This is a genomic window from Hydrogenophaga sp. (assembly GCF_018780385.1).
In the GTDB taxonomy this organism is placed as follows: Bacteria; Pseudomonadota; Gammaproteobacteria; order Burkholderiales; family Burkholderiaceae_C; genus Hydrogenophaga.
On record NZ_JADMJO010000155.1, the window covers coordinates 1 to 19,881 of the forward strand.

The window sequence follows — 19,881 nt, forward strand, 5'->3', positions numbered from 1 at the left end:
TGAACTGCAGAAAATCGGTGTAGGCGTAGGCCACCACATAGGCCGGCATGGCCAGGGGCAGCAGCAGCGCCCATTCAAAGAAGCGCCGGCCCGGGAATTCGAACAAGGTCACCGCGCTGGCGGTGAGCATGCCCACCACCGCCACACCCAAAGCCACCGCCACGCACAGCGCCACGGTGGTGAGCGCGTACTCGGGCAACACGGTCTGCGCCATCTGAGAGAGCACGTCGCGCGCCGCGGCGTCGAACTGGAACCACGAGCCGCCGAGCGAGAGCACGGGCAGCGTGAGCAGGCACGCGAGCAGGATCAACGGGGCGAGGGCCAACCAACGCAGCATGAAGTGGGGGAGGTGGGGGAGGAGACAGAGGGCTGGGCGGGATGATGGCACGCAGGCCCGCCGCGTTCAGCGAGGGGCTTTTGATGCACATCAATGCAAATGCGAATTGTAGTTATCTACAATGACCCACCCACAAGCACCACCATGTTCCTCAACGTCTCCCAACTCAGCGTGCACTACCCCGGCCTGCCCCATGCCGCGGTGGACGGCGTCTCGCTCGGGCTGCGCGCGGGCGACATCGGGGTGCTGATCGGCCCCTCGGGCTGCGGCAAGACGACTCTGCTGCGCGCGGTGGCGGGCCTGGAGCGCGCCAGCGGCGGCAGCATCACGCTCGAAGGCGAGAAGGTCAGCGACGGCACGCACCACATGCCGGCCGAGCAACGCCGCATCGGCATGGTGTTCCAGGACTACGCCCTCTTCCCGCACCTCGACGTGGGCAGGAACATTGCCTTCGGCATCGACCGCCTGCCACGTGCCGAGCGCGACGCGCGGGTGGCCGAGGTGCTCAAGCTGGTGGGCCTGGACGGCATGCAGAAGCGTTTTCCGCACGAGCTCTCGGGCGGGCAACAACAGCGCGTGGCGCTGGCCCGCGCGCTGGCACCGCGCCCACGCCTGCTGCTGCTGGACGAACCTTTTTCCAACCTCGACGTGGACCTGCGCGAGCGCCTGGCGCACGAGGTGCGCGGCATCCTGAAAGCCGCTGGCGCCACGGCGCTGTTCGTCACGCACGACCAGCTGGAGGCCTTTGCCATCGGCGACGTGATCGGCGTGATGCACGAAGGCCACCTGCACCAGTGGGAAGACGCCTACGCGCTCTACCACCGCCCGGCCACGCGCTTCGTGGCCGAGTTCATCGGACACGGCGTGTTCGCGCCGGCGCAGATCCGCATGAACGGCAACGAGGTCTCGGTGCAGACGCCGCTGGGCGCGCTGCAGGACGTGGACGAATGCCCACTGCCCACGGCCTACGCCTCGGGCCTGTGCGACGTGCTGCTGCGTGCCGACGACATCGTGCACGACGACAACGCGCCGGTGAAGGCGCAGATCTTGCGCAAGGCGTTTCGTGGCTCGGAGTTTCTCTACACACTGCGCCTGGCCAGTGGCGAGGTGCTGATGACGCACGTGCCCTCGCACCACAACCACGCGGTGGGCGAGTGGATCGGCATCCGCGCCGAGGTGGACCACGTGGTCACCTTCGAGCGCGGATCGGGGGCGTCCAGCCCGCCTGCGCCGGGCGTGGCGCGTTCGCAGTTGGTTTGATCAGGTCGGTGCCGATTTGAGCGACGGCAGGCGGGAAAAGACCAGCCAGTCGAGCAGCAACACCGCGAGCAGCACCGCACCACTGAGCGGGAACGCCAGCGCCACCCCGCACATCACCACCGCGCCGCCTTTCCACAGTGGCAGATCGCGCGGCATCGGCGGAGCCTCGATGCGCCAGCTGCGCGCGGGCCGGCGCTTCCACCACATCACGATGCCGCTGACGCAGAGGAACACGGTGGCCGCGCTGAACAGCAGGTTGAGCACCGCGTTCCACCAGCCCAGGTCGCCCTGGTGCCACGCGATGCCCACCGCCATGCCTTTGGCCACCAGCGAGTAATCGGCGAACGCCGCCTCGGCGATCACACGACCGGTGTACTGGTCCACGTGCACCGTGCGGTCCTGCGTGGGGTTCTTCAGGTCGCCGCTCATGGTGTCGGCCGAGATCGTGAACACACTGGTGTCGCTCTGCGGCAGTTGGATGTGGTGCTGGCCGGTGAAGCCGAGCTGCTTCGCGAGTGCGGCCACCGAGTCCAGGTTCACTGGCTGGCCGGCGGGCACACCCACCACGCCGGCGGCCGAACCGGATGCGGGCAACGGCGTCTGTTCCAGGCTCCACGGCACCTCGTGCTGACCGGCGGTGTTCAGCGTGGCGTGCGCTGCATCCGACTGCGGCACCGCGTCCCACTTGGCGGCGGGAAACGTGCCCCAGGGCTGCGCGAACTGCGCGCCCCACACACCCGTCCATGACAGGCCGGTGAGCAGGAACACGAACAGCACCGCGCTCAGCCAGAAGCCCCCGCTGGCGTGCAGCGAGCGCCACCAGAGGCGGCCCTTGAGCCGCAGGTCGGGCATCAGCACCTGGGCCCAGCTTGTGCCACCACGCGGCCACCACAGATAGAGACCGGTGGCGATCATCACCAGCCCCAGACCCGCAGCGATCTCGATCAAGCGGTCGCCCACGTCACCGATGAGCAGCGTGCCGTGGATGCGCTCGGCCCAGGCGAACACGGTGTTCTCCTTGTCCACCAGTTGCAGCACCTGCGCGGTGTGCGGGTCCACCGCCACCGCCTCGGTGAGGCCGTCGCGCTTCACGACAAACCAGCTCGCTTCATCGGGCGCGCGCGGCGCGATGTATTCGAGCAACCGGCCTTGCGAGCGCAGCTCCAGCGCGGCCTGCGCTTGAGCGCTCACAGGCAAGCTCTCGGCCTGCGGCACCACTGGCACCGTGAAGCCGAGCCGGGTCTGGAACCCGGTGAAGAACACCATGACAGCGCCGGTGAGCGCCAGCATGAGCAGAAAAGGCACAACGTACAGGCCGGCATAGAAGTGCCAACGCCAGGCGACGGCGTGAAACCGGGACGGCCTTGTCCCTGCGTCCGCGATGGACGCGCGTTGAGCGGTGCTCATGGCCTCAGTGTTTGTGCTGGCTGTGGTCGTTCGCGGCAGCGGCGGGCGCTGCGGCGGCGGCATTGCCCAGCGGGCGCGCCGTGGCCTTCACGTCCAGCGTCGAGCGCTGGCCGTCCTTGCCCTCGAACACCAGCGTCACGGGCACCACGTCACCCGCCTTCACCGGACCTTTGAGGTCCATCATCATCACGTGGTAACCACCGGGCTTGAGCTCGACCGGCTGGCCCGCAGGCAAGGCGAGGCCCGCCTTGACGGGGCGCATCCGCATCACGTCCTTGTCCATCGCCATTTCGTGGAGTTCGACCACGCCCGCGATGGGCGACCTGACCTCGACCAGGCGCGTGTCGGCCTTGGCGTTGAGTTGCATGAAGGCACCGGTGGATTTTTGTTGCGCCACGGTGGCGCGCACCCAGGCGTCTTTCACCTCGACGTTGGCGGGCACTTGTGCCCAGGCGCTGGCGGTGAGGGCGAGCAGGGTGGAGATGAAGAGTTGTTTCATGGAGGTGTGCAAGCAAAGGCGTTTGAATGGGAATCGGCCGTCTCACGCCAGAAAGCGGCGAGCGGCTCGAGGAAAAGGTTCGTGCGCAGAACGCGCAGCGCAGCCCGATGACGGCAGGCGCGTCAGGCCCGTGGCGGTGCGCGCGAAGGCGCGGCCGGCCAGAAGGTGGCGGGCGTGAGCCCGGGGGTGTGCGCGCGGGGCGGGTCGGCCTGCGGTGCCCATGCCATTGGCGGCAGTTGCGCTGGCGGCAGGCCGGCGGTGCCGTGCAAGTTGCACCAGGGGCAGTGGCGCGAGGCATCGGACAGCGATTCGCCGGCGTTGACCAGGGCCTCGCCATCGGCCACATCGGCCGCGCTGGCCTGCACCCACACCATGCCGCTCGCGCTGCACACCTGCACCCAACCGGCGCCCCCTTGCGAGGCCACCACCGCCTGCGCCACCGTGGGCGCGAGCGCGCCGCACACCATGGCAAGCATGGCCAGCCAGGCTGCAAATCGACGGTGAAATGGACGGGCCAACATGGGGCGAATTTTATCAGCCGGGTCAACCGCGAGACGTGTGCACCACGCACACAGCCACTACCATCGCGCCACAGCAACCTCTCTGGAGACATGTCCATGCTCACACTCTGTGGCTTTGCGGCCAGCAACTACTACAACAAGGTCAAACTCGCTCTCCTCGAAAAAGGTGTGGCCTTTGAAGAAGAACTGGCCTGGCTCGGCCAGACCGACAAGGCCGCCAGCCCGCTGGGCAAGGTGCCTTACCTCAAGACCGCCGCGGGACCGCTGTCCGAGTCCACCGTGTTGCTCGAGTACATCGAAGACGCCTACCCCGCCCGCCCGCTCATGCCGCCCGACGCTTTCGAAAAGGGCAAGGTGCGCGAGATCGTGCGGTACATCGAACTGCACCTGGAACTGGTGGCGCGAAACCTCTATGGCGAGGCCTTCTTCGGCGGCAAGGTGAGCGACGCGGCCAAGGAAAAGACCGGCGAGCAGCTCACCAAGAACGTGGCGGCGTTCACCCAGCTGGTGAAGTTCTCGCCCTTCATCGCGGGCGACACCTTCACCCTGGCCGACTGCGCCGCCGCGGTGCACCTGCCGCTGGTGAGCAACGCCACCAGGATCATCTACGGCCGCGACTACCTGGCCGATCTGCCGGTGCGTGAGTATTTGAAGCTGCTGGGCGAGCGCCCCGCGGTGCAGACCGTGAACGCGGACCGCAAGACCAACACCGAGGTGATGCTCAAGCGCGCCAAGGGTTGATCAAATCAGCGCAGCGCACATGAAAAAGCCGGGCAGCTGCCCGGCTTTTTTGGCTCAGCGATGTTCAGTTCTTGGGGCGAATTGCATCTGCAGTTCCTTGAATGAACGCCTTGATTTTCTGCACGTCATCCATGCTCAGCTTGCCCGTGAAGTCGGGCATGCCACGCTCGTTGCCCGGCCCTTTGAAGACGAACTTGTCGAGGTTCTCGATGTAGGACGCGTCCATGTAGGCCAGGTTGGGGATGTTGCCGCCTCGGTCCACCCCCGGCACGCCGTGGCAGAACACGCAGTTGCTCACGTACAGCGCGGTACCGGAGGGCACGTGCGTCGGGTCGTATTTCACACCGGCCACCAGCTTGTCCATCTGATACTTCACAAAGGCCGGCGGCTGCGCCTTGCCCCCCACGGCAAAGGTGTAGACCGTGCCGGGGCCCTGGCGGTCGGTGGCGCGCATGGACAGGCCGTAGACACCGCCCCACCCCACCGCGATCGACACGTACTGCTTGCCGTCCACGAGGTAGGTTGAAGGCGCTGCGATGACGCCGGTCCCGGTGGGCGTTTCCCACAGCTGCTCGCCGGTGGTGGCGTTGTAGGCGATGAAGCGTCCGTCGGCCGTGCCCTGGAACACGAGATTGCCCGCGGTGGTGAGCGTGCCGCCGTTCCAAGGCGAGATCTGCTCCTTGGTCCAGGCGGCCTGCTGCTTCACCGGGTCCCAGGCCACCAGGCGGCCATAGGGCTTGCTGGTGGGTGCTTCCACGTTGGCGAAGTTGGCGGTGTTCCAGCCCATGCCGCTGTGCGGTTCACCCGGGCGCACGCCGTTGAACTTCCAGTCCTTGTTGTCCATCAAGGTCAGCGGCACGCCCTGCACAGGCATGTAGACCAGGCCCGTGGCAGGGTTGTAGGACATGGAATGCCAGTTGCGCGCACCGAAGGCGCTCGGGATGATTTCGCGCGGGCGGTCGCCGGTGCGCGCCAGCGCGGTCTCGATCGGGCGGCCGTTCTTGTCGTAACCGGTGGCCCAGTTCACATCGACGAAATTCTTCGCCGAGATGAACTTGCCGTTGACGCGGTCGATCACGAAGAAGAAGCCGTTCTTCGGCGCGTGCAGGATCACCTTGCGCGGCTTGTTGTCGACTTTGATGTCGGCCAGGATCATGGGCTGCGTGGAGGTGTAGTCCCAGTTGTCCCCGGGGGTTTCCTGGTAGTGCCACACATACTTGCCGGTGTCCGGATTGAGCGCGACGATGGACGCGAGGTAGAGGTTGTCGCCGCCGGCCGGGCTGCGCTTGTCACGCTGCCATGGTGAGCCGTTGCCGGTGCCGATGTACATCAGGTTGAGTTCGGGGTCAAAGGCCATGGCGTCCCATGCGGTGCCACCACCACCGGCTTCCCACCACTTGCCGGCGGGGTCCCACGTCTTGGCGGCGCGTTCCATCGACGCGTCTTCAAACGGCTTGCTCGGGTCGCCCGGCACGGTGAACCAGCGCCACTTCTGCGCGCCGGACTTCGCGTCGTAGGCGGTGATGTAGCCGCGCACGCCGTACTCGGCGCCACCGTTGCCGATGATCACATTGCCCTTGAAGACCCGTGGCGCACCGGTGATGGTGTAGCTGAACTTGCGGTCGATGATGGTGTCCTTCTCCCACACCTGCTGGCCGGTGGCGGCGTCCAGCGCGATCAGGCGACCGTCGTACGCGGCGACGAAAACCTTGCCCTCGTGCAGCGCCACGCCGCGGTTGACCACGTCACAGCAGCCCTTGTAGCCGGCTTCGCGCGGCACCTTGGGATCGAAGGTCCAGATCTGCTTGCCGGTGCGCACGTCCACCGCGTGCACCACGCTCCACGACGCGGTGACGTACATGATGCCGTCGACCACCAGCGGGGTGGACTCCACGCCGCGTTTGGATTCGAGGTTGTAAGACCACACCAGGCCCAGCTCCTTCACGTTGCCTGTGCTGATCTGGTTCAGCTTCGAATGGCGCGTCTCGGCGTAGTCCAGGCCATAGCTCGGCCAGTCGGGTGTCTGCTGCGCATTGTTCTTCATGAACGCGGCGTTGACCTTGTTGACCGCAGCGGTGATGTGCGCCGCCGAGCCTTTGGCAGGGGCTTGAGCCAACGCCGTTGCGCTCAGGGCCAACGCGGCCAGCAAGCCTGCCGCCCGGCACCCGAGGCGGGCAAGTGGGGTGTGTTTCATCGTGTCTCCTGGTGCGACCCGCTGCGAGCAGGCTTGTTGTGGGGCGCCCGCCCGGTCGCGAGCCACGCACGCGCACCAGAACAGGCCCCAGCATGTTCCTCCTGTGTCCGCCCAGTTTCACCTTCGGGATTTCCCTGAACCGGAAGTGTTCCGGGGTGGAACACCCGCCCCTGACGAGCCGCCGTCAGTTCGCGGTGTCGGTGTCCGCACCCTGCAGTTGCTGCACCGCCGCACGCAGGTCCTGCGACCAGGTCCGGCGGTCGCGCCCGCGTGGGGGTTGTGGTTCGCCATAGCTCACCTGCGCCTGCACGCCGTCGGCGCACAGCATGGCCCAGATGGAGGCCATCAGCGTGGTGTCGCCAACGAACACCGGCGCCTCATGCCGCCCGCCGCGCACGCGGTCGACGAAGCTCAGCGCCACCGGCAACACCGGCGCATTGGCCGTGATGGCCGCCTGCAGCAGGTTGGCGTGGAAGGGCAACAGCGCGCGGCCGTCGCCGGTGGTGCCTTCGGGGAACACGGTGAGGATGTCGCCCGCGCGCAGGCGCTCGGCCATGTGGTGCACCACGCGCATGGCGTCGCGTCGGCTTTCACGCTCGATGTAGAGCGTGCCCGCGCCGGTGGTCAGCGAGCCCAGCAGCGGCCAGCTTTTCACGTCGGCCTTGGAGACGAAGCGGCTGGGGTGCGCAGCGTTCATCACCAGCACATCGAGCCACGAGATGTGGTTGGCCACCATCAGCAAGGGGCCGTGTGTGGGCGGCGTGCCCTGGACCACCAGTTCGACGTCCAGGATGGTCAGCATCTGGCGCGACCACTCGCGCACCAGCAACTGGGTCTGCGGCGGCGTGAGCCGGCCGAATTCGGTGCGGATCATCCACAAGCCACGCAGCACGTGGCCGATGACACGCAGAGCACGCCAGGAAGCGCGCAGGCGGTTCACGCGGTGCTGGTCCGCTCGGCGAGCGCCTGGTGAGCCACCTGCCCGCCCACCAGCGTGGCGCGCACGCTCACCGGCAGCTCGTGTCCGCCGAAGGGCGTGTGCTTGCCCTGGCTGCGCAGCGCGCCCGCTTCCACCGTCCAGCTCGCGTTGGGGTCGAAGATGCAGAGGTCGGCCACGCCGCCCACCGCGAGGCGGCCCACGCTGGCCTGCAGCGTGCCCAGGCTGGCGCCCAGCACCGACTGCGGACCGCTGGTGAGCACGGTCAGCGCCTGCATCAGGTCCAGGCCGTCCTGCTGCGCCCAGGTGCAGGCCAGGCCGAGCAGCAGCTCGACGGCGGTGGCGCCGGGCTCGGCTTCGGCGAAGGGCAGCGTCTTGGCGTCGCTGTCCACCGGGTTGTGGTCGGAGACCAGCGCATCGATCGTGCCGTCGGCCAGGCCGGCGCGCAGAGCGTCGCGGTCGCGCTGCTGGCGCACCGGTGGCTGCAGGCGCAAGCGGCTGTCGTAGTAACCGATGTCGATGTCGGTCAGGTGCAGGTTGTGCACGCTCACATCACACGTGACTGGCAGGCCCTCGGCCTTGGCCTGGCGCACCAGCGCCAGACCCGCCGCGCTGCTGATGCGGCACAGGTGCACACGTGCGTTGGTGCTTCCGGGCGTCTTGCCCTGGGTGGCACGCATGAGTTCAAACAGCGTGTGCAGCGCGATGGTTTCGGCCGCCGCCGGGATGCCGGCCAGACCCAGGCGCGTGGCCAGCGGGCCACTGGCGGCCACACCCTTGCCGAGCCAGAAGTCCTGCGGGCGCAGCCACACGGTGTAGCCGAAGGTGGCCGCGTATTGCAGCGCGCGTTGCAGCACCTGCACGTTGACGATGGGCACCTCGGCCTGGCCGAAGCCGATGCAGCCGGACTCGGTGAGCTCGGCCATTTCGGTCAGCACCTCGCCCTGCAGGCCGCGCGTGAGTGCGCCCAAAGGAAACACGCGCGCCAGGTGCAGCTTCTCGGCGCGGAACTTGAGCATGTCCACCAGGCCCGGTTCATCCAGCACCGGGTCGGTGTCGGGCGGGCAGACCAGTGAGGTCACACCACCAGCCACGGCCGCGGCCATCTCGCTTTCGAGCATGCCGGCGTGTTCCTGGCCGGGTTCACGCAGGCGCACGGCGAGGTCCACCAGGCCGGGGGCGACCACGCAGCCCGTGGCGTCGATGGTGCGGGCGGCGTGGAAGTCGGGTGCCAGGTTGCCGATGGCGATGATGCGGCCCGCAGCGATCGCCACGTCGGCGATCTCGTCGCGGCCGGTGGCCGGGTCCATGACGCGGCCGTTCTGGATCAGGATCTTCATGGTTGGTTCTTTCGCTCAGCGATCAGACGGCCGCAGCGCAGGGCCGCCCCAAGCAAGGCCAGCCCCCTCGGGGGGCAGCGACCCGCGCAGCGGTGGAGCGTGGGGGTCATGCTCATGCCTCGTTCCCTGCGACGATGCCCATGACCGCCATGCGCACCGCAATGCCATACGTCACTTGCGGAAGGATCACGCTCTGCGGCCCGTCGACCACGGACGAGTCGATCTCCACACCGCGGTTGATCGGGCCCGGGTGCATCACGATCGCGTCCGGCTTGGCCCAGCGCAGGCGCTCGGGCGTGAGACCGAAGCTCTTGAAGTATTCCTGGCTCGAAGGCAGCAGCGCGCCGCTCATGCGTTCGTTCTGCAGCCGCAGCGTGATCACCACGTCGCAGTCCTTGATGCCCTCTTCCAGCGTGTGGCAGACGCGCACGCCCATCTGCGAGAGGTCGCTCGGCACCAGGGTGCGCGGGCCGACCACGCGCACGTCGGGACAGCCCAGCGTGGTGAGGGCGTGGATGTCGGAGCGCGCCACGCGGGAGTGCAGCACGTCGCCGACGATCGCCACCGAGAGCTTGGTGAAGTCCTGCTTGTAGTGGCGGATGGTGTACATGTCGAGCAACCCCTGCGTGGGGTGCGCGTGACGCCCGTCGCCGGCGTTGATCACATGCACATGCGGGGCCACGTGTTGCGCGATCAGGTAGGGCGCGCCCGACTCGCTGTGGCGCACGACGAAGATGTCGGCCGCCATGGCGCTGAGGTTGGCAATGGTGTCGAGCAGCGACTCGCCTTTGGCGGTGGAGCTGCGCGCGATGTCGAGGTTGATCACGTCAGCGGAGAGGCGAGTGGCCGCGATCTCGAAGGTGGTGCGCGTGCGCGTGCTGTTCTCGAAGAACAGGTTGAACACGCTTTTTCCCCGCAGCAGCGGCACCTTTTTCACCTCGCGGTTGCTCACGCTCACGAAGTTGGCCGCGGTGTCCAGGATCTGCGTGAGGATGTCGCGCGAGAGGCCCTCGGTAGAGAGCAGGTGGATGAGTTCACCGTTCTTGTTGAGCTGGGGATTGCGTCGCACGGTCAGGCTTTCTTGGGTTCGATCACGAAGCTCAGGTGGCCGGTGTCGTCGCGCGCGAGTTCGAGCGAGCGGTCCGCAGGCACGTCGGCGCGCGCGGTGCACACATTGGGTTCGATGGGCAGTTCACGTCCACCCCGATCCACCAGCACCGCCAGGCGCACGCTGGCCGGACGGCCATAGTCGAAGAGCTCGTTGATCACCGCGCGCAACGTGCGGCCGGTGTAGAGCACGTCGTCGATCAGCAGCACGTGCGCGCCATTCACATCGAAGGGCAGCACGGTCTGCGCGCTGGACGCCAGGCCGCGCTGCGCGAAGTCATCGCGGTGCATGCTCGACGAGATCACGCCGGCTTCGCCAGGCAGGCCCAGGTCACGCTGCAGGCGCTCGGCCAACCAGGCGCCGCCGGAGGTGATGCCGGCGAGCACCACCGGAGCGGCTGAGGCGTCGATCAAGCCTTTCACCGCGGGCAGGAGTTGCGCGTACAGCGCCTCCGCGTTCAACTGGGTCAAGGCAGGCTCCTCAAAAATTGTTCCAGGATGATGCAGGCCGACGCGGCGTCGGCGTCTTTGGCGCCCAGGCTGTGGGCCTCGGTGGTGCTGTAGCGCTCGTCCACTTCAAACACCGGCAGGCCATGGCGGCCGCGCAGCTGGCGGGCGAACTTCAGGGCGCGCGCGGTGTTCTCGTGGGCCGCGCCGTCGGGGTGGTAGGGCACGCCGACCACCAGCGCGTCGGGTTGCCACTCTTTGAGCCGCTGTGCAATCAAAGCAAAGCGCGCGTCGCCCTCAGCGGCAATGGTGGCCTGTGGCGTGGCGCTGCGGGTGATGCGGTTGCCGGTGGCCACGCCGGTGCGCTTCTGGCCGTAGTCGAAAGCCAGAAACATCTGGCAATGCACCGGGACTTCAACTGAAGAGGCGACCGGGCCGGCCGCCGGGCCGCTCCCAAGGCCGGCCAAGCCCCCTCGGGGGGCAGCGACCCGCGAAGCGGTGGAGCGTGGGGGCTCCACCACTATGCGTGGCCCGCGTCGGGGGACAACATCCAGGGCTGCAAACCCAAAAGCGCCATCGCACGTTCGTAGCGCTCGGCCACCGGTGCATCAAAGATCAAGGCTGGGTCGGCTTCGACCGTGAGCCAGCTGTTCTCTGTGATTTCCGATTCCAACTGGCCCTGGCCCCAGGAGGCGTAACCCAGCGACACGAACACCCGGCGCGGGCCGGCTCCCGAAGCCATGGCCTCCAGCACGTCCTTGGAGGTGGTCATTTCCAGACCGCCGGGGATCGAGAGCGTGGAGGCGTACACCGATTCGCCCTCGCCCGAGACCGCCTCATGCAGCACGAAACCGCGTTCGGTCTGCACCGGGCCGCCCTGGAACACGGGCTGCTCCAGCAAGTCGTCGCGCCCCATGGGCAGGTCGACCTTCTCGAACAGGCGGGGCAGCAGGATGTCGCTGGGCTTGTTGATCACAAGCCCCAGGGCTCCTCGTTCGCTGTGCTCACACATGAACACCACGCTGCGGCCGAATAGCTCATCGCTGAGGCCGGGCATCGCAATCAGGAAATGATTGGTGAGATTGATGGGGGCAAAATCAGCGGGCATCGGCCGATTTTAAGCCGCTTGCCGTACCCCCCAGAGGTGGCATGCCGCCACCGCTCCAGCACCACCCGCCCGGACCCATGAACACCTACGACAAAGGCCTGATGTGGTTCCGCCGCGATCTGCGCGCGCAAGACAACGCCGCGCTGTACCACGCGCTCAAGGTGTGCCGGCAGGTCTGGTGCGTGTTCGTGTTCGACATCGACATCCTCGACGCCCTGCCCCGGGCCGACCGGCGCGTGGAGTTCATCCGCGAATCCCTGGTGGAGCTCGACGCTTCGCTGCGCGCGCTGGGCCGCGACAACGGCGTGGCCGATGTGGGTCTGATCGTGATGCACGGTGCTGCCGCCAAGGCCGTGCCAGCACTGGCACAGCAGCTGGCGGTGCAAGCGGTGTTTGCCAACCACGACGACGAGCCCGCCGCACTGGCGCGCGATGCCCAGGTGTTCGGCGCACTGGCACACGCCGGCATCCTGCTGCACAGCCACAAGGACCACGTGATCTTCGAGCGGCGCGAGGTGCTCACGCAGGCAGGCCACGCGTTTGGCGTGTTCACACCCTACAAGAACGCCTGGCTCAAGGCGCTCACGCCCTTCCATCTCAAGGCCTATCCGGTGGCGCAGTACGCGCGCACCCTGGCACCGGTGCCGGCGGCCTGGGCGAAACCGGTGCCCACACTCGCCGACATCGGCTTCGAGCCCACCAACCTGTCGCAACTGCCCCTGCCCACGGGCGCCAGCGGCGCGCACCGCCTGTTTGAAGACTTCGTGGAGCGCATCGACCGCTACGACGAAACACGCAACTTCCCCGCCGTCAAAGGCCCGAGCTACCTCAGCGTGCACCTGCGCTTCGGCACCATCTCGATCCGTCACCTGGCCACGGTGGCGTACCAGATGCACCTCCAGGGGCTGGTGGGTGCGAGCACCTGGTTGTCCGAGTTGATCTGGCGCGACTTCTACCACCAGGTGCTGGCGAACTTTCCGCACGTGGTGGAGAAGGCCTTCAAGCCCGAGTACGACCACATCAAGTTCGAACACGGCAAACACGGCAAGGAGTTGTTCGCAGCCTGGTGCGAGGGCCGCACCGGCTACCCGCTGGTGGACGCGGCCATGCACCAGATCAACCAGACCGGCTACATGCACAACCGCCTGCGCATGGTGGTGGCCAGTTTCCTGGTGAAGGACCTCGGCATCCACTGGCAGTGGGGCGAGCGTTACTTTGCCGAGAAGCTGATCGACTTCGATCTGGCCGCCAACAACGGCGGCTGGCAGTGGGCCAGCTCCAGCGGGTGTGATGCGCAGCCGTACTTCCGCATCTTCAACCCGGTGAGCCAGAGCGAGAAGTTCGACCCGCAGGCCAAGTTCATCCGGCGCTACCTGCCCGAGTTGGCGGGCCTGCCCGATGCCGCCATTCACGCGCCGTGGACGGCGCTGGAGATCGAGCTGGCCGGCGCCGGTGTGGAACTCGGCAAGACCTACCCGCGCCCGATGATCGACCACGCCGTGGCGCGCGAGCAGACTTTGCTGCGCTACGCAGTCGTGAAAAAGCCGGGAAAAATCCCGGCTTCGCCTTAACGGCCCCCACGCTCCCCCGCTGCGCGTGGTCCGCTGCCCCCCCGGGGGGCTGTTTTGCCTTGGGGCGGCCCGGCGGCAAAACGCCCTCAGCCTCCACCCGCCTGAATCAGGCGGTGCCGCCGACGGTCAAACCGTCGATGCGCAGCGTGGGCTGACCCACGCCCACCGGCACGCTCTGGCCTTCTTTGCCACAGGTGCCCACGCCGCTGTCAAGCTTCATGTCGTTGCCGATCATGCTCACGCGGGTGAGTGAATCGGGGCCGTTGCCCACCAGCGTGGCGCCCTTCACCGGGTACTGGATCTGGCCGTTTTCCACCCAGTAGGCCTGGCTCGCGGAAAACACGAACTTGCCCGAGGTGATGTCGACCTGGCCGCCGCCGAAGTTGGTGGCGTACAGGCCCTTCTTGATGCTGGCCACGATTTCCTCGGGCGCCTTGTCGCCGCCGAGCATGTAGGTGTTCGTCATGCGCGGCATGGGCACGTGGGCGTAGCTCTCGCGCCGGCCGTTGCCGGTGGGCTTCACGCCCATCAGGCGCGCGTTCATCGAGTCCTGGATGTAGCCGCGCAGGATGCCGTCTTCGATCAGCACGTTCTTCTGCGAGGTGTGGCCTTCGTCGTCCACGTTGAGCGAGCCGCGGCGGTCGGCGATGGTGCCGTCGTCGAGCACGGTCACACCCTTGGCCGCCACACGCTGGCCGATGCGCCCGGCGAAGGCGCTGCTGCCCTTGCGGTTGAAGTCGCCTTCAAGCCCGTGGCCCACGGCTTCGTGCAACAGGATGCCCGGCCAGCCCGAGCCCAGCACCACCACCATCTCGCCGGCCGGTGCGGGCCGCGCGTCGAGATTGGTCAGCGCATAGGACACGGCTTCATCCACATAGGACTGCACCATCGCGTCGTCGAAATAGGCCAGGCCAAAACGGCCACCACCGCCCGACGAGCCCACCTCACGCCGGCCGGCCTGCTCGGCGATCACGGTAACCGACAGGCGGATCAGCGGTCGCACGTCGGCGGCCAGCGTGCCGTCGGCGCGCGCCACCAGCACCACATCGTGCTCGGCGGCCAGACCGGCCATCACCTGCACCACGCGCGGGTCCTTGGCCTTGGCCATCTTTTCCACTTTTTCCAGCAGCGCCACCTTGGCCGTGCTGTCGAGCGTGCTGATCGGGTCCACGCCGCCGTAGAGCGAACGCGATTTCGCCACCTTGGAGGCCGGCGTCTTGACCTTCTTCGACTGGCCCTGGCCGGAGATGCTGCGCACCGTGTGCGCGGCGTCCAACAATGAGTCCCAGGAGAGGTCGTCGGAATAGGCAAACGCGGTCTTCTCACCACTCACCGCGCGCACGCCCACGCCCTGGTCGATGCTGAAGCTGCCGGTCTTGACGATGCCCTCTTCCAGGCTCCAGCCTTCGCTGCGGGTGGTCTGGAAATACAGGTCGGCATCGTCCACGCCGTGCGACATGATTTCGCCGAGCGCGCGCTGCAAATGCGCGGGCGTGAGGCCAAACGGTTCGAGGAGCAGGCTTTGGGCGGTGGCCAGACGGGCCAGGGTGGGTTCGCGTGAAATCATGGGGCCATTGTAAGAACGACCCGCCCCGCGCGCTGGCGTCAGGGTCTTGGGGAGTTCTGGCGCAAGAACGAGAGCAAGGCGGCGTCGTCCAGCCCGGCCATGCCCCCTTCATGGGCTTGCTCGAACACCCGGGCCGCCCGCGCGCCCAGGGGGCCTTCAAAGCCAACGCTGCGCGCAGCCGCCACCGCCAGCCGCGTGTCCTTCTCCAGGAGGGTCACGTGGGCACGCGGCGCCAGATCGCCGTCGATCGCGCGGCGCATGCGGTCCGAGCCGATCCAGCTCTGGCCGCTGGAGCGCTCGATCACGTCCAGCGTGGTGGTGAGGTCCAGCCCCATGCGCTCGGCCAGCGCCAGCACCTCGGCGGCGCCCACCAGGTTGATGCCAGCCAGCAGGTTGTTGACCAGCTTGGTGCGCGCGCCGTCGCCCACGCGTTCGCTGATGCGCATCACATTCAACGACAACGCGGCCAGCAAGTCAGCGTGGCGTTCCAGCACCGCCGGTGGCGCGGCGACCATCAGGCTCATGCGGCCGTCTCGCGCACGCTGGGGGCCGCCCGACATGGGCGCATCGATGCAGGCAATGCCCTGCTCCGCCAGCCGCTCGGCGATGGCCACCGTGTCTTCGGGCGCGATGGTGGGGCACAGCACCACGGCCTGCCCGGCTTGCAAGCCGCTGGCCGCACCCTGCTCGCCCCACAGCACCTCGCGGCACTGGTCGGCGTCCACCACCACGATCACCAGCGCGTCCTCTGGCCCGAGTTGTGCCACCGCCGAGAGTGGTGTGTCGGCCAGGCTGGCACCGGCGGCCAGGGCCTGCTGCTGGCGCAGCGGATCGGTGTCGCACACCGTCACGGGCATATGCGCCTCACACAGGCGCTCCACCAGGGCACCGCCCATGTTGCCCGCGCCGACGAACGCGACCGTCATGACTGCATGAAGCGCCGGGACTTGGCGATCGACATCAACATGCCCAGGCCCACGCCCATGGTGACCATGGCGGTGCCGCCGTAACTCACGAACGGCAGCGGCACGCCCACCACCGGCAGGATGCCGCTGACCATGCCCATGTTGACGAAGGCGTACACGAAGATGTTGAGCGTGAGCGCCCCCGCGAGCAGGCGAGAGAACAGCGTGGGGGCCTCCATGGCGATGACCAAGCCACGCACGATCAGGAAGATGAAGCCAGCCATGAGCGCCAGCGTGCCGACCAGGCCGAACTCTTCGGAGAACGCGGCGTAGATGAAGTCGGTGGTGCGCTCGGGGATGAACTCCAGATGCGTTTGCGTGCCCTGCATGAAGCCCTTGCCCCACACCCCACCGGCGCCGATGGCGATCATGCCCTGGATGATGTGAAAACCCTTGCCCAACGGATCCTTGGAGGGATCGAGCAGCGTGCACACACGCTGGCGCTGGTACTCGCGCAGCACCTGCCAGTCCACGTCGGGCGCACACAGCTGCGACTCGAAGGCGATCAGCAGCGCGATGCCCACGGCGCCCACGAGCACCGGGGGCAGGATGAGTTTCCAGCTCAGGCCGGCGAAAAAGATCACGAACAGGCCGGATGAGAGCACGAGCACCGACGTGCCGAGGTCGGGCTGCTTGAGCACCAGCGCCACCGGCACGAGCAGCAAGAGCCCTGCGGCGGCGAAGTCCAGCGGTTTGAGCTGGCCTTCTCGGCGGTGGAACCACCAGGCCAGCATCAGGGGCATGGCGATCTTCATGAGTTCACTGGGCTGGATCACCATGCCCACATCGAGCCAGCGTTGAGAGCCCTTGCGCGCTATGCCGAAGAACTCCACGCCCAGCAGCAGCATCACGCCCAGCGCATAGGCGGGCAGCGCCAGGGTCATGAGCCGGTGCGGCGGGATCTGGGAAACGAGAAACAGCACGCCGGCGGCGATCAGCATGTTGCGGCCATGGGACTCGAACCGCGTGCCGTGGTCGAAGCCGACCGAGTACATGGTCAGCAGCCCGGCACCCGCCATGATCAGGATGGCCAACAGCAGCGGCAGATCAAAGCCCAGAAAGATCGGGGCAATGCGCTGCAGCAGGGAGGGTTTGTCGAACGCGGCGGACATGGCCCCGGATTATCCTTCGGCGATGCACTCTGCCACCACCCACCTGCTCTATCTCCATGGCTTTCGTTCGTCGCCGCAATCGATGAAGGCGCGCAAGGTGGCCGCCCGGGTGCAGGCCGAGCACCCGGACGTGACCTGGTGGTGCCCGCAACTGCCGCCATCGCCTGCCGAGGCAATGGCCCTGGTGATGCAGGGCACGGCGAACTGGCCCCGCGAGACCATGGCGGTGGTGGGCTCCTCGCTGGGCGGCTTCTACGCGCGCTGGTTCTCGCTGCAAACCGGCTGCCCGGCCGTGCTGCTCAACCCCGCCCCGTTCCCGGCACGCGATCTTTCGGCTTACATCGGCGAGCAGACGGCGTGGCACGACCCGGAGGAACGTTTCCTTTTCCAGCCCGGCTTCGTGGACGAACTCAAGGCACAGCAGACCGACATCGAGCGGCTGTCGGAAAGGCAAACCACCACGCCAGAGCGACTGTTCGCGATCGTGTCCAAAGGTGATGAAGTCTTGGACTGGCGGGAAATGCAGGCTTTCTGTGCCGGCGGCACCATCCGGCTCTTGCCGGGCAGCGACCACGCGATCAGCGACTTCGATGACCACATCAATGATGTCTTTGCATTCTTAGGCCTGTAGCGGCCCCATGGGACAATCCCGCCCATGCACATTCTGTTTGATGAAGCCGGCAAGTTGTTGACCGGCCGCCTCCTGTCCGAGGCTGAAAGTTCCCTGCAAGTCGAGCTCGAATCCGGCAAGCGCGTCAAGGTCAAGGCGGTCAACGCGCTGCTGCGGTTCGAAAAACCCGCCCCCGGCCCATTGATGAGCGCCGCCACCGAGCTGTCCAACGACATGGACCTCGCCCTGGCCTACGAATTCGCGCCCGAAGACGAGTTCGGTTTCGCCGATCTGGCGCGCGAGTATTTCAACAGCAGCGCCAGCACGGCCGAGCAGGTGGCCGCGCTCCTGTGCCTGCAGGGCGCGCCGCACTATTTCCGACGCGCCGGCAAAGGCCGCTACAAGAAGGCGCCGGCCGACATCCTGGCCCAAGCGCTGGCCGGCATCGAGAAAAAGAAGCAGCTGCAGGTGCAGATCGAGGCCTGGGCGGCCGAACTCGCCAGCGGCACCTGCCCCGAGCCGGTGCGCCAGCAGCTTTACAAAATTCTTTTCAAGCCCGACAAGAACGCGCCCGAGTACAAGGCCGTGGTCGAGGCCGCGCGCAGCAGCCACACCGCGCCGCTCACCCTGCTGCAAAACGCCGGCGCCATCAGCAGCGCCTACCAGTTCCACTGGCAGCGCTTCCTGTTCGACCAGTTCCCCAAAGGCACCGGGTTCCCGGCGTTGCAGGCGCCGGTGATCACCGACGAGCTCCCTTTGGCCACCGTGCAGGCCTTCTCCATCGACGACTCGCACACCACCGAGATCGACGATGCGCTTTCACTTCAGGGATTGGGCAGCGGCACCGTCACGCTGGGCATCCACATCGCAGCACCTGGCCTGGCCATCGCACCCGAGAGCGCCATCGACCAGGTGGCGCGCCACCGCTTGTCCACCGTCTACATGCCGGGCCACAAGATCACCATGCTGCCGGACGAGGTGGTGCAGGCCTACACGTTGATGGCCGGGCGTGACTGCCCCGCCGTCTCGCTGTACGTGACCTTCAATGAGGCCACGCTGGCCATCACCGACACCCGCACGGCGCTGGAGCGCGTGCCGATCGCGCTGAACCTGCGCCACGACCAGCTCGACACCGTGATCACCGAAGCCTGGCTCACGGGTGAGGCCCCGGCCGACAACGCCGCGCCCGAGATCGCCGCGCTGCAACCCACGCTGGCCTTCATCTTCACACTCGCCCGGCACCTCAAGGCCCAGCGCGAGGTGGTGCGCGGCAAGCCGGAAAACTTCAACCGGCCCGACTACACCTTCCGCCTCGAAGGCAAGACCGGCGACGAACCGGTGGGCGACGAGGTGGTGGTGATCGGCACACGCCAGCGTGGTGCCCCGCTGGATCTGATGGTGGCCGAGGCCATGATCCTGGCCAACAGCACCTGGGGCAACTGGCTCAACGACTGCGGCGTGCCCGGCATCTACCGCAGCCAGGCCAGCATGGCGCCGGGCGTGAAGGTGCGCATGGGCACCAAGGCCCAGCCGCACGCCGGCATCGGCGTGAAAAGCTACGCTTGGAGCACCTCGCCCCTGCGCCGCTATGTGGACATGGTGAACCAGTGGCAGATCATTGCCTGCGCACGCCACGGCAAGACCGCAGCCCTCGCTGCACCCTTCAAGCCCAAAGACGCCAACCTGTTCTCCATCATCAGCGCGTTTGATGCCGCCTACACCGCCTACAACGGATTCCAGAACGGCATGGAACGCTACTGGACGCTCAAGCATCTGCAGCAAAGCGGCACCACCGAACTCACCGCCACCCTGGTGAAAGACAACCTCGTGCGCGCCGATGCGCTGCCCCTGGTGCTGCCGGTGATGGGTGCCGACGGTCTGCCGCGCGGCGCGCACGTGCGCATCAGGCTCGGTGAGATCGACGACATCACGCTCGACGTGCACGGCACCGTGATCGAGCGCCTGGACCTGCCGGTCGATGAGGCTGCGGACGACACTGCGGGTGAGGACGGCGAGGACGAGGAACTCTCCGCGCCGCTGGCCCTGGCCATCGATGTGAACGAGGGTGACGGCACCGAACCCGCCGCCCAGCCGCCGGGGGCCACCGACCCGGCGGGTCATTCGGCCTGAGCGCCCGGGGCACACCGATAATCGCCGC

18 protein-coding genes and 1 pseudogene are annotated in these 19,881 nt (G+C 67.2%); 5 read left to right on the forward strand and 14 right to left on the reverse strand.

Translation table 11 applies throughout. From position 1 onward, the window contains the following. Nucleotides 1–337, reverse strand: a pseudogene (locus IV113_RS25600) (iron ABC transporter permease); the annotation flags it as partial. A 144-nt stretch (nucleotides 338–481) separates the two neighbouring features. On the opposite strand from IV113_RS25600, the gene IV113_RS25605 reads away from it, so the two are divergent. After that, nucleotides 482–1,597, forward strand: coding sequence for an ABC transporter ATP-binding protein (locus tag IV113_RS25605; protein WP_291091182.1), 1,116 nt, complete (start codon nucleotides 482–484; stop codon nucleotides 1,595–1,597). On the opposite strand, the gene IV113_RS25610 is transcribed toward IV113_RS25605, so the two are convergent. The 3 genes from IV113_RS25610 to IV113_RS25620 all read right to left on the reverse strand — a co-directional run bounded on the left by IV113_RS25610 (nucleotide 1,598) and on the right by IV113_RS25620 (nucleotide 4,024). After that, nucleotides 1,598–3,004: a PepSY domain-containing protein gene (locus IV113_RS25610; protein WP_291091184.1), complete on the reverse strand. Its 1,407-nt coding sequence runs from the start codon at nucleotides 3,002–3,004 to the stop codon at nucleotides 1,598–1,600. Between the two features lie 4 nt (nucleotides 3,005–3,008). Beyond that, entirely contained in the window at nucleotides 3,009–3,503 is a 495-nt protein-coding gene (locus IV113_RS25615) for a copper chaperone PCu(A)C (RefSeq protein ID WP_291091185.1), read from the reverse strand. A 122-nt stretch (nucleotides 3,504–3,625) separates the two neighbouring features. Next, a complete protein-coding gene (locus IV113_RS25620; RefSeq protein ID WP_291091186.1) occupies nucleotides 3,626–4,024 on the reverse strand; it encodes a DUF2946 domain-containing protein in 399 nt (132 codons plus the stop codon). A 96-nt stretch (nucleotides 4,025–4,120) separates the two neighbouring features. Between IV113_RS25620 and IV113_RS25625 the strand changes: the two genes are divergently transcribed. After that, nucleotides 4,121–4,765, forward strand: a complete 645-nt coding sequence (locus tag IV113_RS25625) for a glutathione S-transferase (RefSeq protein ID WP_291091187.1) — start codon at nucleotides 4,121–4,123, stop codon at nucleotides 4,763–4,765. Nucleotides 4,766–4,829: 64 nt separating this feature from the next. On the opposite strand, the gene IV113_RS25630 is transcribed toward IV113_RS25625, so the two are convergent. From IV113_RS25630 to IV113_RS25660, 7 genes are all read right to left on the reverse strand, one after another. Then, nucleotides 4,830–6,959, reverse strand: coding sequence for a PQQ-dependent dehydrogenase, methanol/ethanol family (locus IV113_RS25630; protein WP_291091188.1), 2,130 nt, complete (start codon nucleotides 6,957–6,959; stop codon nucleotides 4,830–4,832). A gap of 184 nt (nucleotides 6,960–7,143) precedes the next feature. Then, nucleotides 7,144–7,899 (reverse strand): lysophospholipid acyltransferase family protein, encoded by a 756-nt coding sequence (locus IV113_RS25635; RefSeq protein WP_291091189.1) that lies wholly within the window; start codon nucleotides 7,897–7,899, stop codon nucleotides 7,144–7,146. Then, entirely contained in the window at nucleotides 7,896–9,236 is a 1,341-nt protein-coding gene (locus IV113_RS25640) for a dihydroorotase (protein WP_291091191.1), read from the reverse strand. The genes IV113_RS25635 and IV113_RS25640 overlap by 4 nt, the downstream gene beginning before the upstream one ends. A gap of 112 nt (nucleotides 9,237–9,348) precedes the next feature. Continuing rightward, nucleotides 9,349–10,311, reverse strand: coding sequence for an aspartate carbamoyltransferase catalytic subunit (locus IV113_RS25645; protein ID WP_291091225.1), 963 nt, complete (start codon nucleotides 10,309–10,311; stop codon nucleotides 9,349–9,351). Next, nucleotides 10,308–10,814, reverse strand: a complete 507-nt coding sequence (gene pyrR / locus IV113_RS25650; RefSeq protein WP_291091193.1) for a bifunctional pyr operon transcriptional regulator/uracil phosphoribosyltransferase PyrR — start codon at nucleotides 10,812–10,814, stop codon at nucleotides 10,308–10,310. Before pyrR ends, IV113_RS25645 begins: the two co-directional genes overlap by 4 nt. Then, the gene (gene ruvX, locus IV113_RS25655) at nucleotides 10,811–11,185 is read right to left on the reverse strand and encodes a Holliday junction resolvase RuvX (RefSeq protein WP_291091195.1); all 375 of its coding nucleotides are present in this window, start codon (nucleotides 11,183–11,185) and stop codon (nucleotides 10,811–10,813) included. Before ruvX ends, pyrR begins: the two co-directional genes overlap by 4 nt. A 125-nt stretch (nucleotides 11,186–11,310) precedes the next feature. Then, on the reverse strand, nucleotides 11,311–11,898 hold the full coding sequence (locus IV113_RS25660; protein ID WP_291091197.1) for a YqgE/AlgH family protein: 588 nt from the start codon (nucleotides 11,896–11,898) through the stop codon (nucleotides 11,311–11,313). Nucleotides 11,899–11,975: 77 nt separating this feature from the next. Between IV113_RS25660 and IV113_RS25665 the strand changes: the two genes are divergently transcribed. Beyond that, nucleotides 11,976–13,469 (forward strand): deoxyribodipyrimidine photo-lyase, encoded by a 1,494-nt coding sequence (locus tag IV113_RS25665; RefSeq protein ID WP_291091199.1) that lies wholly within the window; start codon nucleotides 11,976–11,978, stop codon nucleotides 13,467–13,469. A 106-nt stretch (nucleotides 13,470–13,575) separates the two neighbouring features. Here IV113_RS25665 and tldD read toward each other — a convergent pair whose 3' ends face one another. Genes tldD through rodA form a run of 3 tightly spaced genes read right to left on the reverse strand, consistent with a single transcriptional unit; the run spans nucleotide 13,576 to nucleotide 17,113 of the window. Further along, nucleotides 13,576–15,036: a metalloprotease TldD gene (tldD, locus tag IV113_RS25670; protein WP_291091201.1), complete on the reverse strand. Its 1,461-nt coding sequence runs from the start codon at nucleotides 15,034–15,036 to the stop codon at nucleotides 13,576–13,578. A 38-nt stretch (nucleotides 15,037–15,074) separates the two neighbouring features. Further along, a complete protein-coding gene (locus IV113_RS25675; RefSeq protein ID WP_291091203.1) occupies nucleotides 15,075–15,962 on the reverse strand; it encodes an NAD(P)-dependent oxidoreductase in 888 nt (295 codons plus the stop codon). Beyond that, on the reverse strand, nucleotides 15,959–17,113 hold the full coding sequence (rodA, locus tag IV113_RS25680) for a rod shape-determining protein RodA (RefSeq protein WP_291091204.1): 1,155 nt from the start codon (nucleotides 17,111–17,113) through the stop codon (nucleotides 15,959–15,961). Before rodA ends, IV113_RS25675 begins: the two co-directional genes overlap by 4 nt. Nucleotides 17,114–17,135: 22 nt before the next feature. Here rodA and IV113_RS25685 point away from each other — a divergent pair, with 22 nt between their 5' ends. After that, entirely contained in the window at nucleotides 17,136–17,744 is a 609-nt protein-coding gene (locus IV113_RS25685; RefSeq protein WP_291091227.1) for a YqiA/YcfP family alpha/beta fold hydrolase, read from the forward strand. A 24-nt stretch (nucleotides 17,745–17,768) separates the two neighbouring features. Beyond that, nucleotides 17,769–19,853 (forward strand): RNB domain-containing ribonuclease, encoded by a 2,085-nt coding sequence (locus IV113_RS25690; protein ID WP_291091206.1) that lies wholly within the window; start codon nucleotides 17,769–17,771, stop codon nucleotides 19,851–19,853. Nucleotides 19,854–19,881 lie beyond the last annotated feature (28 nt).